This window comes from Streptococcaceae bacterium ESL0729 (assembly GCA_029391995.1).
In the GTDB taxonomy this organism is placed as follows: Bacteria; Bacillota; Bacilli; order Lactobacillales; family Streptococcaceae; genus Floricoccus.
Window position 1 is genome coordinate 426,343 of the sequence record CP113924.1, and the last position, 14,506, is coordinate 440,848.

Consider the following 14,506-nt stretch of genomic DNA (forward strand, 5'->3'; position numbering starts at 1 on the left):
TTGACCAAATTTTGACCAAATAATCTTTACCAGCTACAGCTAATAGTTGTTTAGTCAAATCTAAAATTATATAATTCGTGTAACTACAAAATATAAGGGAGACAAGATGGCAGCAAAAATAGATAATTTTTCTTCAACTGAATCAAAGATTGATGGTTTAAAAATCATAAAAACGAAGACTGCAAAAGATGAAAGAGGTACAGTCAGGGAACTTTATAGGGCAAGTGCCTATTCTGAGGTTTTACCTGAGACCTTAAGACCCTGGCAGCAGATTAATTTAACAAGGACTAAAAAGGGTGCCATTCGTGGACTCCACGGGGAAGCCATGGCTAAGTTGGTCACTGTGGCTTATGGTAGAGCCTTTGGAGTATATGTGGATACAAGACCAGCCAGTAAGACTCTTGGACAGGTTGAAACGGTTGAGCTTAAGCCAGGTGTACAAGTTTTTGTGCCTCAGGGTGTCTGTAACGGATTTCAAGCCCTAGATGATGAGACAGAATACCTGTACTTCTTTGACAATGAATGGAAGCCAGGTATGGAAGGAGTCGCCCTAACTCCTTTGGACAAGGACTTAAATATTGACTGGCCTATTCCAGTATCAATGGATAATTTTGAACAAGTATCGGAAAAAGATTTTAATGCTCCGACTTTGAAGGATATTTTAGGTTAAATTTAAAGGGTTAAGTAGTTAGCCCTTTTTTAATTTTCTAAAATTAATTAAACAAAAAAGAGGGAATTTCCCCTCTTTTACTTATTTTAAACAGATGGTGTTACGTTCATCGGAATGCTTTCGACGAGTTTTGGAGCCTCTTGTGGTGAGGATACATCATAAACATCCATAATCAGCTCAGTTCCACATTTAACAGTATATGAACCAGTTGTCCATTTTCGGTAGGCCTTACCATTTTCAAGGGTCCATTTGTTTTTAGCATCCCACTTATCTGGATCAGCCAGTGAGTTTTCAAAGCCAATTTGCTTGCTTATGGCTTCTGTAATCGGAGCTCTGTACACGGTATTGTCCTTAACCATATAGGCTATTCTGCTTGAGATCTCACTGGTTAGATTGGCAGTACCTGTTGCGACTCCAGTTTTTAAGACCCACTCGACCTTGTAGCTTTTTCCAGCTGGTACAGTTATTACCTGAGCAGGTACATTCCAAGTCTTTGTCGTAAAGCTTGTATTGGAGTGGGAGTTGTTATAGTTGTAGCTGGTTGTAACACTGGTTGAAGCCCCAGCTAGGAAGGGAATATTCAAGGCTACTGAGGCAGAAAGTTCAACCCCTACAGCATTGCTTGTCTGAGTTGTAACCATATCCTGTTGGGTATAGGTAAAGCTTGCCGTACTTAGATTAAGACTGGTTCCCGTCCTATTTCTTAAGGTTGCACTGTGGGCAGCTAGATCATCACCATCTGAGATTTTCATATCATTGTTTGGTTTGGCAACAGAACTTGATGAAAAGTTTATTGGAAAAAGGGGATCCACCATTAAGTTTCGATCAACCCTATGCTCAAAGTCAATTTTACCAGCCTTCCAAAGGTTTATTGATTCAGCCTTGGATAAGGCTCTAAGCTCAGGATCTAGTTTTTCTTTGATAGTCCCAGCCTGGATATCCACTTGACTTTCGCTCACCTGAGGGTTTTCCAGCACATCACTTGCCTGGACAATTTTTGCCAGGCAAAGACTTGAGCAGGTCAGAAGACCTAAGAGGGCAAACTTTTTGAAGCTTGTTTTCGACATATAAATTCTCCTATTTCTAGTCAATAAACTATTTATTGACTCTTTATTTCCCTTATTTTTATAAATAATTGCAATATATTTTAAATTTTCAAAAAACAAGGAAACTTAATTGTAGCATTATTTAATATCGATTAAAAGAATTTTGTAATATTTATCCCTAAATAAAGCAAAAACATTCACAAATGTTCGTAAAAAAAGAAGGTTGCCCTTTCTTTTTTATTTTTTATCAATAAATTTTTGATTTTTAAGCACCTTCTCACTGGTTGTTGTCAGACGTTTTAAATCTTTTTTCTCAATGGGATTAGATAGAAGGGTTAAAACGGTTCCCTCTTTTCCCATGCGGCCAGTTCGACCAGCACGGTGAACATAGGACTCCTCAGTTACTGGCACGTCAAAGTTAATGACATAATCCAGGTTTTCAATATCAATCCCGCGGGCCAAAAGATCAGTCGCAAGTAGAAGGGTGATATCGCCATTCTTAAATTTCTCTAAGAGAACCTTGCGGTATCTTCCACCGATATCACTGGCAAGGCTTGCGGCATTAATGCCCTGATACTGGAGTTTTTCCTCAGCATTTCCTAAATCATCAAGTCGATTGAAGAAGACAAGACCCCGCATACCTGGCAGGTGGGCCAGCTGGCGTAAAAAGTCAACCTTACGGCGGCGTTCAACCTCAGTGAAGATATGGTCAACCTGCGATTCAGTAGCCTGGATGTTGATTTCAAGTAGATTTTTGAGCTTTGAGCTTGCGATTTCTTGAATTTTATCCAGTTGTGAATTTGCTGTAGCTGAATAAAAGGCAAACTGATAATCCTTGGGAGTGCGGTTAATAATCGGCTTTACAAAGTTGAATTGCCCAGCCTCAACCAGCTGATCCACTTCATCAAGGACAATCATGTCAATGGCTGTCATCTTGATTTTTTTGTCCTTAACCAGCTCAAGAGCTCGTCCCGGTGTTGCCACAACAATCTCTGGAGCCTTTTTAAGGCGTTCAATCTGCCTTTTAAGGCTTGCTCCAGCAATAACAAGGCTTGACTTAAGACCAAGAGGTTCAGCCCAAGTCTTTGTTACCTCAAAGATTTGTCCTGCAAGTTCAGAGTTAGGTGCTAAAATTAGTAGCTGTTGCCCCCGTCCCTTTTGGACCTTTAAAAGCAGTGGAAGGAGGTAGGCCAAGGTTTTACCAGTCCCTGTAGGGCTTGTTGCCACCACATTTTGGCCATTACTTAAGGGCTCAAAGCTCTCTTCTTGAATTTGTGTAAAGTTTTCAAAGCCTAAGTCTGTCAGTTGTTTCTGCCAAACTTCGGGTAGTGTTTTTTTGTCAATCATGTATATCTGCCTCAAATTTTATTCCAGCAGCAAGCCTCATTTGGTAGCTAGTTTGGGCTACAATCTGGGCCAACTGCAGTAGTTTTTTATAGTTGTTGTTTTCTTGGATATTATTATCTAAAATAATCTGTGCAAAATCATAAGCCTCTTCAAGCATGGGATTTTCAGTGGAAGTTACCTCTAAATCAAGCCTTTGCCCCGTGTGATAAATAAATTCTGCCCTTCCTATGGCATTAACCCCGTCAAGAACAAGGGTTCCCTCACTGGTATAGATTTCGCTTGGAAGGTTGCTGGTGATATTTTTACCAGTCTTAAGGGCTAGCTTAAAGCCCTCATAGGACAAAATACCCACTCCATTTAGGTCAATTCCCTCTTCGGTGATTACTGCCTGATAGCTTGCTTGATTAGGAGGGCCAAAAAGGTAGCTAGCTGCATAAAGGAGGTAGACTCCAAGGTCTGCTAGAGCACCCCCTGAAAATTTACTGGAAAAGATATTGGGGACTTTCCCGCTAAGAAGTTCTGGCATCTTAGAAGAATACTTGGCATAGGTAAAGTCAGCTCCCCAAATTTCCTTGTCCTTTAAAAAGTCCTTGATTAGGGCTAGGGATTTTTCGTGGATATTTCTTGCTGCCTCAAATAAGAAGACATTGTAATCCTTAGAAAGTTTGATGAGTTCAGCAAGTTCATCTGGATTTGAGCAAGCTGGTTTTTCAAGGATAACATTCTTACGGGCTCTTATAGCTTCCTTGGCCTGGGGATAATGAAGGGAATTTGGGCTTGCAATGTAGACTGTATCAAAGTTAGCCGCGTAAAAATCAGCCAGACTATCAAAAAGTTCAACAGTCCCCTTAAAATCCTGGGTGAATTCTTGAGCTCTTGTTAGCTGCCTTGAGTAAAAGGCTGTAAATTCATATTTATTAGTGGCAAGGGCTGCATCAATGAATTGCCTACTAATCCAGCTACTACCGATAATACCAAGTTTTATCATATCACATCTTCTCCCGTCTAATTAAAAGCTACCTTATTATAACACAAGGCTTGGGCCTGGGCTTAAAAAAAACTGCCCGAAGGCAGTTCTTAGGCAAAGGGGTTATAAAAACGTCCGCCATTAACCTTAAATAATAGGACTGTGAGAACTAAAATAATAAGGGCAAGGCTTAAGACCAAATAATCAGAAGCCTTGAAGGGCTTGTAAGAATACCAGGTTCTTTTTTTCTGACTACCAAATCTTCTAAGTTCCATGGCTGTTGCTACCTTTTCAATCCTATCTAAGCTTGAGAAGATTAGGGGGAGGATTAATTGAACATTGACCTTAATTTTTTGGGTCAACCTAGCCTTTGATGACAGATCAACTCCTCGTGCCTGCTGGCTGATTTTAATATTGTTGAAGTCATTTTGGACATCAGGAATATATCTAAGAGCAAGACTTACAGCATAAGAAATCCGGTAGCCCACTCCGATTTTATTAAGGGAGCTTGCAAACTGGCTGGGGTCTGTTGTCATTAAAAAGATGAGGGCTAAAGGAACAGTACAGAAGTACTTAAGGGCTAGGTTTAGCAGGTAAAAAAGTTCCTCATAGCTCACAAAGGCAAAGATGATTGTCTTTGAACCATAAAGCCTAGGCCCGTAGTTTGGATCAAAGAGGAAGACGATGACCAAATTTAGGAGGGAGAAGACAATGATGAAATTCATGACAAATGAAATTTGCTTCCATTTGATATCAGACATCTTAAAGAGGATAAGGGAGCTAAGGCCCACAGCCAGTAAGAGTCTGGTATCATAAGAAATCATGCAGGCAACGGTTGTAATTACAAAAAAGAGTAATTTGGCCGTGGCATTTAGCTTGTGGATAAAGGTTTTTCCAGCCTTATATCCAATAATTTGTTGGTTGTTATTCATGGCTGACCCTCCTAGTTTTTTCAAGACTGATGAAGTTTTGAATGAAGGATTCAGCATCCGAAATATCAGCCATCTGGGCCAACTTAAAGAGGCTGGTTTTCTTTAGGTGAACCTTTTTGATTAATTCTTCACTTGTTAAAAGCTCTGCTGGCTTCTTATCTGCCAGAAGACCGTGATCTGCAATGACTAGGGTGCGGTCACTATATTCCATCATCTGGTGCATGTCATGGGTGATGGAGATGATAGTAGTACCCTTGCGGTTGAGGCGATCAAGAAAGTCCATGAATTCTGAATAGTGTTCAAAATCCTGCCCTGCCGTTGGCTCATCAAGAATGATTAGGCTTGGTTTTAAAACCAAGATGGAAGCGATAGTTACCCGTTTTTTCTGACCATAGCTAAGAGCTGAAATCGGCCAATTTCTAAACTGGTAGAGACCACAAATTTTAAGGGTTTCTTCAACCTGCTCCCTGATTTCTTGCTCAGGAAGCTTCCTTAATTTAAGACCCAGGGCAACCTCATCAAAAATCATTGATTGACTAATCATGTGATTAGGATTTTGCATGACAAAGCCGATTTTTTCGGCTCTTTCAGCAATATTTTCCTGGGTGATATTCTCTTTTTTCCAAAAAATATCCCCACTTGAATCAATAAAATTACAAATGGCTTTAACAAGGGTTGACTTGCCGGCCCCATTAGGACCAACGATTGAGATTCGCTCCCCTTGATTGATGACTAGATTAACATCCTTTAGGATTAAATCATCCCCGTAACCTGTAGATAGGTTTTCAAGTCTTAGGAGTTCTTCAAAGTGATTTACTTCCTTTTTAGGGCTAAGCTTATGGGCCCAGTCCCTGAGTTTTAGGGTGTCTTGGTCAGTAAGCTTGAGCTGGCTGATATTTTCAAGATTTGTGACCTTTCTAATGTCAATACCTGCGTATTTTAGGGCACTGACATAAAGGGGCTCACGCAGACCATTTTCTTCTAAGAGATCAGAGGTTAAAAGCTCATTTGCTCCGCCATCAAAGAGTATTTGCCCATTGTTGACAAGGATTATTCGGTCAAGGTCAGCTAAAAGAACATCCTCAAGACGGTGTTCAATGATGATACTTGTAGCACCAGTCTTTTTATGAATTTGGTCAATTAAGTTGATGGTGTCCTCGCCGGACCTTGGATCTAAATTGGCTAGAGGTTCATCAAAAAGGATGACGGGTGACTCATCAATCAAGACACCTGCTAGAGTAACCCTCTGCTTTTGACCACCTGATAATTCTTGCGGTTTTTTATTTAAGAATTTTTCAAGACCAACAGCATTAGCCCAGTAGTCGACAGCTTTTTTCATGGCCTCTTGCTTGATTTGATCATTTTCAAGGGCAAAGGCTATATCCTCACCAACTGTAAGGCCGATAAACTGATCATCAGTATCTTGGAGGACAGTGCTGATTGATTTTGAAAGATTAAAGATAGACGAGCCAAAAGGCAAGTTGTTAATTAACAAATTGCCTTTTGCTTCGCCCTTATGTAGGTTTGGGATAATCCCGTTTAATGTCTGTCCTAAGGTTGATTTACCAGAGCCAGAAGGTCCGATAATAAGAACTTTCTCCCCCTTTTTAATACCCAAGTTAATGTCCTTTAAAGTAGGCTCATTTTGGCTACTATAGCGGAAGGAAAAATCTTTTATATCTATAATTTTTTCTTGCATAAGATTTCCTAATCTTTTGTTAAGCTACCTTCTTTAGTGCGACTTTTGGCGTAAAGAACAAGTAGTAGTGTTCCACCAATTCCAATTGTAAGACTATTTGAAATGACAGCGATGATACCTTGGGTGAAAACTTTGTTGCTTGGTTCGCTGTAGATAAGGATGTCTCCTAGTGGTGCTAGAAGACCCCAGATGACAAGGTTTCCAAGAACTTGGATGATGTTGAAGCGGATAATTTGGGCACGGCCAAAGTTACCACCTTCAAGGTCGCGACTCTTAGCAGCATATCCAAGAACGATTCCTAAAAGTCCACTAGCAATAGACCAAGTCCACCAAGGGGCACCGTAGGCGATAGAGTCTTTTAAGGTATGACCGATAAATCCAATGAGAAAACCAGGAATTGGTCCAAAAAGGCCACTAAAGAGGGCTAAAACAGCATACTGCAATTGAACATCAGTATTGGGAAAGAGGGGGATACGGATGTATAAGGCCACGATAACAAAGAGAGCGGCACCGATACCAGTTGCTACGACACTTTTAATTGAGAGTTTTTTCATTGAATTTACCTCCTAATATTCAAAAATTACTTTGGGAGCCTTACGAATTTCAATAATCCAGTTGGTACCAGTTCCGATGTGGTAAAGGTCACTGAATGAATCTTGGTTTACGGCAATCCCAATGTTGACAAGGGAGTTGACATAGGCCAAGGGTTCACCGACATTTACATCAGCAAAGCTTCTAGCAAAGACCATTGTGTTTTGGTAGACTTTTCTGTTTTCATGGTAGATAGTTATCTGCACCTGGTCATCTTGGTCAATATTTTCTTCCTTAGCAAAGGTAAGTGGAATATTTGTCCATAAAGAACCAAAGCGAACATCTAAAACGTCGATTGATCCACGAAGGATATGATTTTCCTTAGTAGCATCGACAATGTCAAGTTTTTCAACGCTATCAAGGCTGATTACCTCACCAAGTTCTTCAAATGTTACCTCCTTACCTGCTAGGCGGGCACCGTTATAGGCATAGATATCACGCCCGTGGAAGGTGTGGCTTTCTTCAGAGTGAGGCAGGCGACTTTTAACCTCATCAATAGCACGGATTTCAGCGATTCCCTCATAGTGGGCAATGTGTGAAATAGACCCATTGTCAGGAGTGATGATGTAGTGGCCACTTAGGGTTTTAACAGCGATACTACGGCGGTCGCTTCCAACACCTGGGTCAACGACACTCACAAACACTGTTCCTTCTTTCCAGTATTTAACTGTTTGGTAAAGGCGGTAGCTTGCCACCCAGATATCATATGGCGGGATTTCGTGGGTTAGGTCAGCTACTGTAATGTCATCACTTACTGAGTATGCCACCCCACGCATGGCAGAAACTGCTCCATCACCAAGACCAAAGTCAGTTTGTAAAACTAAATATTTACTCATTTTTTCTCCTTAAAAATTCGTTATAGGGACAATTTTATCAAAAAATTTTACAGGTGAATATAAAAATTTTTTAATCTAGTCATAAAAATTTTAAATCATGTGTTAGAATAAGATGATATTAAATATTATGGAGCAGAAACTTACAATGAGTAAAAGACCAATCATAATCGGTGTAACTGGTGGAAGTGCCAGTGGTAAAACTAGTGTTTCAAGGGCAATCTTAGATAATTTTAAAAATGAAAAAATTGCCATGATTGAACACGATTCCTACTACAAAGATCAAGGTCATCTTGATTTTTCAGAGCGTTTGAATACCAACTATGACCACCCCCTAGCCTTTGATACAGACTTCTTAATTGAGCAGTTAAAGGAATTATCACAAGGACTTGCCGTTGATATTCCCATTTATGATTATGAAAAACACACCCGAAGTGATAAGACCTACCGTCAGGAGCCTCAAGATGTAATCATTGTTGAGGGAATCTTGGTTCTTGATGATGTTCGCCTGCGTGATATGATGGACATCAAAATTTTCGTTGATACAGATGATGATGTAAGGATTATCAGAAGGATTAAACGTGACATTGACGAGCGTGGTCGGACTCTTGATAGTGTAATTGATCAGTACCTGACAGCAGTTAAGCCCATGTACCACCAATTCATTGAGCCTACCAAAAGGTATGCGGATGTAATTATTCCTGAAGGAGTAAGCAATATAGTTGGTGTTGACATCATAAATACAAAGATTGCAAGTATTTTAGAAAATTCAACCGACAAGTAAGAGGTTAAGGCATGAAATTTCACGGAAGCTGGGAGCCCTTCTTTAATCAAGAGCGGGCCAAAGACTACTATAAAAAGCTTGAGCAGAGGGTAAAAAAAGCCTATGAAGAGGAGATAGTTTATCCAACCCTAAGTAATATATTTAGGGCCTATGATTTGACCGCACCTGATGAGGTCAAGGTGGTTATCTTGGGCCAAGACCCCTACCATAATGGTCAGGCAACAGGCCTTGCCTTCTCAGTTAATCAGGGCGAGAAGCTTCCGCCTAGTCTAAAGAATATCTTTAAGGAACTTTATGATGATTTGGGCATCATAAGGGATAACGGTGATTTGACTGATTGGGCTCGTCAGGGAGTTTTTTTACTGAATACATCCTTGACGGTTTTGGCCCATAAGCCTGCCAGCCATGCAGATATCGGCTGGACCCCCTTTGTCGAAAATACCATTAAGTACTTAAATAGTAGAAATAAAAATATTATTTGGGTTTTATGGGGGCGTCACGCTGAAAAATATGAGAGTCTAATGGACGGGGTAATTATAAAATCTGCCCACCCTAGCCCCTTTTCAGCCAGACGAGGTTTCTTTGGAAGCCGTCCCTTTTCACAAATTAATAATATCCTCAAAGCCAATAAATGTGAGGTAATTCACTTTTAGTAATCGTTTACATTTGTGAAATTATTCTATATAATGAACTTAAGATTATGGTTTGTAAAAATAGATGGAGGAAATGAAATGGATTTATTTGAATCACTAAAGAAAAAAGTTTATGGAAAAAATATTAAGATTGTTTTTCCAGAAGCTACTGACCCAAGGGTTTTGGGGGCTGTTAACCGCCTGAGGGCAGAAGGTCATATCGTTCCAGTTCTTGTTGGTAATAGGGAAGAGATTGCTGCAAACTTTGCGGACAGCGGGATTGTAAACGAGGGCTATGAAGCCTATGACCCAAGGAATTGTGGTCGCTTTGAAGAGTTTGTAAAGGCTCTTGTTGAACGTCGTAAGGGCAAGATTACAGAAGAGGAAGCAAGGGAGCTTTTGCTGGACGAAAACTATTTTGGAATCATGCTAGTCTACATGGGTGTAGCTGATGGTTTTGTTAGTGGTGCCATCCATTCAACAGCAGATACCGTACGTCCTGCCCTTCAAATCATCAAGACCAAGCCTGGTATTTCAAGGACAAGTGGTGCCTTTCTTCTTTTAAGGGGACGAGACCAAGAGAGATACGTTTTTAGTGATTGTGCCATTAACATCAATCCAGATGCCCAAACCCTAGCTGATATTGCTGTAGCGTCTGCTGAGACAGCAAAACTTTTTGACATTGATCCAGTGGTTGGCATGTTGTCATTTTCGACCAAGGGAAGTGCTAAGTCACCTGAAGTTGACAAGGTTGTTGAGGCAACAAGGCTAGCCCAAGAAGCTCGTCCAGATCTTGCCATTGACGGGGAGTTACAATTTGATGCAGCCTACGACGCAAGTGTTGGAAGCTTGAAGGCTCCAGACAGCAAGGTTGCAGGAAAGGCCACAGTCTTTGTCTTTCCAGACCTTGAATCAGGTAACATCGGCTACAAGATTGCCCAACGTCTGGGCAATTATGAGGCAGTAGGACCTATTTTACAGGGCTTAAACAAGCCAGTATCTGACCTTTCAAGGGGATGTTCAACGGATGAGGTTTATAAGCTTGCTTTAATCACGGCAGCTCAAACCTTAATGTAGAAAGCAGGGGAAACCCTGTTTTTTTGTGTCAAAAAGATTAAAAGTCGGTCATTTTTTTATCTTTTTAAAGATTTAACAGCCAAAAAGGTTAAAAAGTGATAGAATGTAGGAGATTGTTAATTATTTATTAACAACAACAATAATCCACTAGATTATAAAAAAAACTATAAAAAAAGAAAAAACCTCTAAGGGAGGAAATGAAATGAAAAAAACAATGGATGGGAATATGGCGGCAGCCCATATTGCCTATGCCTTCTCTGAAATATCAGCAATATATCCCATAACCCCAAGCTCGCCCATGGCCGAATATACTGACGAATGGTCAGCCAAGGGACTTAAAAATCTTTGGGGCCAGCCCGTTAAAATAACTGAAATGCAAAGTGAAGCGGGAGCCGCAGGAGCAGTCCACGGGGCCCTTAAAGCAGGAGCTCTTGCGACTACTTATACAGCCAGCCAGGGGCTTCTTCTAATGATTCCAAGCATGTTTAAGATAGCAGGGGAGCTTTTACCAAGCGTAATTCACGTGGCAGCACGTGCTGTAACGACCAATGCCCTAAATATCTTTGGAGACCATACAGACGTTATGGCAGCAAGGACTACAGGTTATGTCATGCTTGCTGAGTCAAGTGTTCAGGAAGTTATGGATTTATCAGCAGTAGCCCACCTTGCTACCCTTGAAGCAAGTGTGCCCTTTCTAAACTTCTTTGATGGCTTCAGGACCAGCCATGAGCTTCAAAAGATTGATGTCATTGACTACAAGGACTTAAAGGGTCTTATCAATCAAGATAAGCTCAATGAATTTAGACATCGTGCCATGAATCCAGATCACCCCTCTGTTTCAGGAAGTAATCAAAACCCCGATATCCACTTCCAGCAAAGGGAGACCATTAATAGCTACTATGAAAAAACACCAGCTATTGTTCAAAAGTATATGAAGAAAATCAATGAGCTCAGGGGAACTGATTATGACCTTGTAAATTATTACGGTCATCCAGATGCTACTGAAATCATTGTTTCCATCGGAAGCGTTGGTCAAACCATTGAAGAGACAGTTGACCATCTGAATGGTCAAGGACGCAAGGTAGGTTTCTTAAATATCCACCTTTACCGTCCCTTCCCAGTTGAAAATTTCCTTGAAAAGCTACCAAAAACAGCTACAAGTATCGCTGTTCTTGACCGTACTAAGGAACCAGGAAGTGGCGGGGAACCACTATTTTTAGATGTTCAGAATGCTTTGTTTAATCAAGGAATTAAGGTAATCGGGGGCCGTTATGGTATCGGAAGTAAGGATACAACTCCCCAGCAGATTGTTGCAGTCTTTAACGAACTTCAAAAAGATAACAGCAAAAAACAATTTACCATTGGGATAAAAGATGATGTAAGTAATTTATCCTTAGATTTAGGTGAGGTTCTTGATCTTACTCCTGAATCAACCTACCAGGCTAAATTCTGGGGCTTTGGTAGTGACGGAACAGTCGGGGCCAATAAATCAGCCATTAAGATTATTGGAAACAATACAAACAAGTATGTCCAGGGAGCCTTCTCCTATGACTCAAAAAAATCAGGTGGACTGACTGTAAGTCACCTGCGTTTTGGTGATACCCCGATAAAATCAACCTACCTAATCCAGGAGGCTGACTTTATCGCTGTCCACGCACCCAACTACCTCCATCAGTACGATGTCTTAAAGGGTCTTAAAAAAGGAGGAACCTTCCTTTTAAATACCCTTTGGGATGATAATCAACTCAATCAGCACCTACCAAGTAAGTTTAAAAAATATATCGCAGAAAATGATATTAAATTTTATACCTTAAATGCCGTTGATATTGCTCGCGAGGTAGGCCTTGGTCGAAGAATCAACACAGCCATGCAAGTTGCCTTCTTCAAGTTAACCAACATTATGCCTTTTGAGGAAGTCTTAGACATTCTTAAAAAAGATGCTCACAAGTCCTATGCTAGAAAATCAATGAAGATTGTTGAAAGTAATTTTAGGGCCATGAATCTTGCGGCTGAAAGGGTGCATAAGGTTGAAATTCCAGAAAGTTGGAAGGAGTCATCAGCACCTAAGAAGGAAGAAGCCCATAAGGGTGAAAATAGGTATGTCTTCCAAATCGTAAACCAGGTCAATGCCCAAGAAGGGGATGATCTATCTGTCGGTGATCTAGTAGCTAATAATATGACCGATGGACGCATTCCTCTAGGTACAGCTGCTTCTGAAAAGCGGGGAGTAGCCCTTGAGGTTCCCATCTGGAATAGTGAGGCCTGCATATCATGTAACCAATGTAGTTTTGTCTGCCCTCACGCGGCCATTAGACCATTTTTAGCCGATGATGCTGAGATGGATCAAGCTCCTGAAGGATTTATTACTAAGGATTTCAAAGGTGAAGATGGCCTAAAATACAGGATTCAGGTTTCTGTTGAAGACTGTACAGGTTGTGGACTTTGTGTGGAAGCCTGTCCTGCTAAGGATAAGGGAGCCCTTGTCATGAAACCTTATGAAAAAGTCCGGGAAGAAGCTGTTAATTGGGCCTTTGCCATGACCTTGCGTCACAAGGAAAACCCAGTTAAGGGAAGTTCTGTTTTAGCCAGCCAGTTTAATAAGCCCCTCCTTGAATTTTCAGGTGCTTGTTCAGGTTGCGGGGAAACTCCTTATGTTAAACTTCTAACTCAGATGTATGGCGACCGGATGATGATTGCTAACGCAACAGGATGTTCATCTATCTGGGGTGGGGCTGCTCCTGCTACCCCTTATACAACAAATGATCAAGGACAAGGACCAGCCTGGTCAAACTCCCTCTTAGAAGATAATGCGGAGTATGGTTATGGTATGTGGCTTGCAAGTGTTGCAAGACGTGACAAGCTTGCTGATCAAATGAAAGAAGTTCTTGATCAGGCACCAGAAGATTTAGCCCTTTTAATGAAGGACTGGATGGACCATCGTTTCGAGTCTGATGGGACCCGCCAGCGGGCTGAAAAATTGAAGGCAGCCCTTAATGATGTGGCAGACAATCCAAACTTTGCAAGTATCCTTGCAGCAAAAGATCAGTTTGTCAAACCAAGCCAGTGGATAATTGGTGGTGATGGTTGGGCCTATGACATTGGTTACGGAGGAATTGACCATGTTATCGCAAGTGGGGCTGATGTAAACCTTCTTGTTATGGATAATGAGGTTTATGCTAACACTGGTGGTCAGGTTTCAAAGGCAACTCCAGCAAGTGCCATTGAAAAATTCTCAGCAGCAGGTAAGGAAGCAGCCAAGAAGGACCTTGGTTTCATGGCCATGACCTACGGAAATGTCTATGTGGCCCAGATTGCAAGTGGGGCCAACCAAATGCAGACCATAAAAGCCTTTGAAGAGGCCGAGCGTCACAATGGGCCATCGATTATTATTGCCTACACACCATGTATCTCGCATGGTCTAAAAGGTGGTTTGAGTCAAAGTCTTAAAGAAGCTAAGGAAGCAGTAGAGTCAGGTTACTGGCAACTTTACCGCTATAATCCTGACCTTGAAGAGCGTGGAAAGAACCCCCTAACTCTTGACTTTAAGAAACCTAACTTTGATTCAATGGTTGACTTCATGCTTAAGCAGGTCAGATTTACAAGTCTTAAGGCAGTAAATCCAGACAAGGCTGATGAGCTTTTTGGTAAAACAAAGGCCGATGCCCGCCGTAAATTCTTACGCTATGCAAGAATGTCAGGAGATGCTGACAAGTTCCTTGCTAGGGAGGAGAAGGCCTTGGCTAAAGATTCGGATGCAGCAGCTGATAGTCAAGCACCCAAAAGACAAGTAAGAGAAAAACGCGAGCGTGTGGTTGATCCTGAGGCCGAAGCTAAAAAGGCTCAAAGGCGTGCAGAAAGAGCAGCTAAGAGAAAGCAAGCTCAAGAAGAACAAGTCCTTAAGTCTTCTAACTAGTAATTTGAGAGGGCT

General features: G+C 41.2%; 12 protein-coding genes. 5 read left to right on the forward strand and 7 right to left on the reverse strand.

Annotated features, from left to right (window positions below; translation table 11 throughout):
- Positions 1 to 106: 106 nt before the first annotated feature.
- A complete protein-coding gene (locus OZX68_02165) occupies positions 107 to 670 on the forward strand; it encodes a dTDP-4-dehydrorhamnose 3,5-epimerase (GenBank protein ID WEV61072.1) in 564 nt (187 codons plus the stop codon).
- An 86-nt stretch (positions 671 to 756) separates the two neighbouring features.
- Here OZX68_02165 and OZX68_02170 read toward each other — a convergent pair whose 3' ends face one another.
- From OZX68_02170 to OZX68_02200, 7 genes are all read right to left on the reverse strand, one after another.
- Positions 757 to 1,737 carry an ETX/MTX2 family pore-forming toxin gene (locus OZX68_02170; GenBank protein WEV61073.1) on the reverse strand — a complete coding sequence of 327 codons (981 nt, stop codon included), beginning with the start codon at positions 1,735 to 1,737 and terminating at the stop codon, positions 757 to 759.
- Between the two features lie 216 nt (positions 1,738 to 1,953).
- Complete coding sequence (locus OZX68_02175; GenBank protein WEV61074.1) at positions 1,954 to 3,063, reverse strand: DEAD/DEAH box helicase; 1,110 nt, start codon at positions 3,061 to 3,063, stop codon at positions 1,954 to 1,956.
- The gene (locus tag OZX68_02180; protein ID WEV61075.1) at positions 3,056 to 4,051 is read right to left on the reverse strand and encodes a Gfo/Idh/MocA family oxidoreductase; all 996 of its coding nucleotides are present in this window, start codon (positions 4,049 to 4,051) and stop codon (positions 3,056 to 3,058) included. The genes OZX68_02175 and OZX68_02180 overlap by 8 nt, the downstream gene beginning before the upstream one ends.
- Positions 4,052 to 4,140: 89 nt before the next feature.
- On the reverse strand, positions 4,141 to 4,962 hold the full coding sequence (locus OZX68_02185) for an energy-coupling factor transporter transmembrane component T (protein WEV61076.1): 822 nt from the start codon (positions 4,960 to 4,962) through the stop codon (positions 4,141 to 4,143).
- Entirely contained in the window at positions 4,955 to 6,661 is a 1,707-nt protein-coding gene (locus OZX68_02190) for an ABC transporter ATP-binding protein (protein WEV61077.1), read from the reverse strand. Before OZX68_02190 ends, OZX68_02185 begins: the two co-directional genes overlap by 8 nt.
- An 8-nt stretch (positions 6,662 to 6,669) precedes the next feature.
- A complete protein-coding gene (locus OZX68_02195; protein WEV61078.1) occupies positions 6,670 to 7,215 on the reverse strand; it encodes an ECF-type riboflavin transporter substrate-binding protein in 546 nt (181 codons plus the stop codon).
- Positions 7,216 to 7,227: 12 nt separating this feature from the next.
- A complete protein-coding gene (locus OZX68_02200; protein WEV61079.1) occupies positions 7,228 to 8,088 on the reverse strand; it encodes an S-adenosyl-l-methionine hydroxide adenosyltransferase family protein in 861 nt (286 codons plus the stop codon).
- A 145-nt stretch (positions 8,089 to 8,233) separates the two neighbouring features.
- Here OZX68_02200 and udk point away from each other — a divergent pair, with 145 nt between their 5' ends.
- The 4 genes from udk to nifJ all read left to right on the forward strand — a co-directional run bounded on the left by udk (position 8,234) and on the right by nifJ (position 14,491).
- On the forward strand, positions 8,234 to 8,869 hold the full coding sequence (gene udk, locus OZX68_02205) for a uridine kinase (GenBank protein WEV61080.1): 636 nt from the start codon (positions 8,234 to 8,236) through the stop codon (positions 8,867 to 8,869).
- A gap of 11 nt (positions 8,870 to 8,880) precedes the next feature.
- Positions 8,881 to 9,522, forward strand: a complete 642-nt coding sequence (locus OZX68_02210; protein WEV61081.1) for a uracil-DNA glycosylase — start codon at positions 8,881 to 8,883, stop codon at positions 9,520 to 9,522.
- 78 nt (positions 9,523 to 9,600) lie between these two features.
- Complete coding sequence (gene pta, locus OZX68_02215) at positions 9,601 to 10,578, forward strand: phosphate acetyltransferase (GenBank protein ID WEV61082.1); 978 nt, start codon at positions 9,601 to 9,603, stop codon at positions 10,576 to 10,578.
- 202 nt (positions 10,579 to 10,780) lie between these two features.
- Entirely contained in the window at positions 10,781 to 14,491 is a 3,711-nt protein-coding gene (gene nifJ / locus OZX68_02220; GenBank protein WEV61083.1) for a pyruvate:ferredoxin (flavodoxin) oxidoreductase, read from the forward strand.
- Positions 14,492 to 14,506 lie beyond the last annotated feature (15 nt).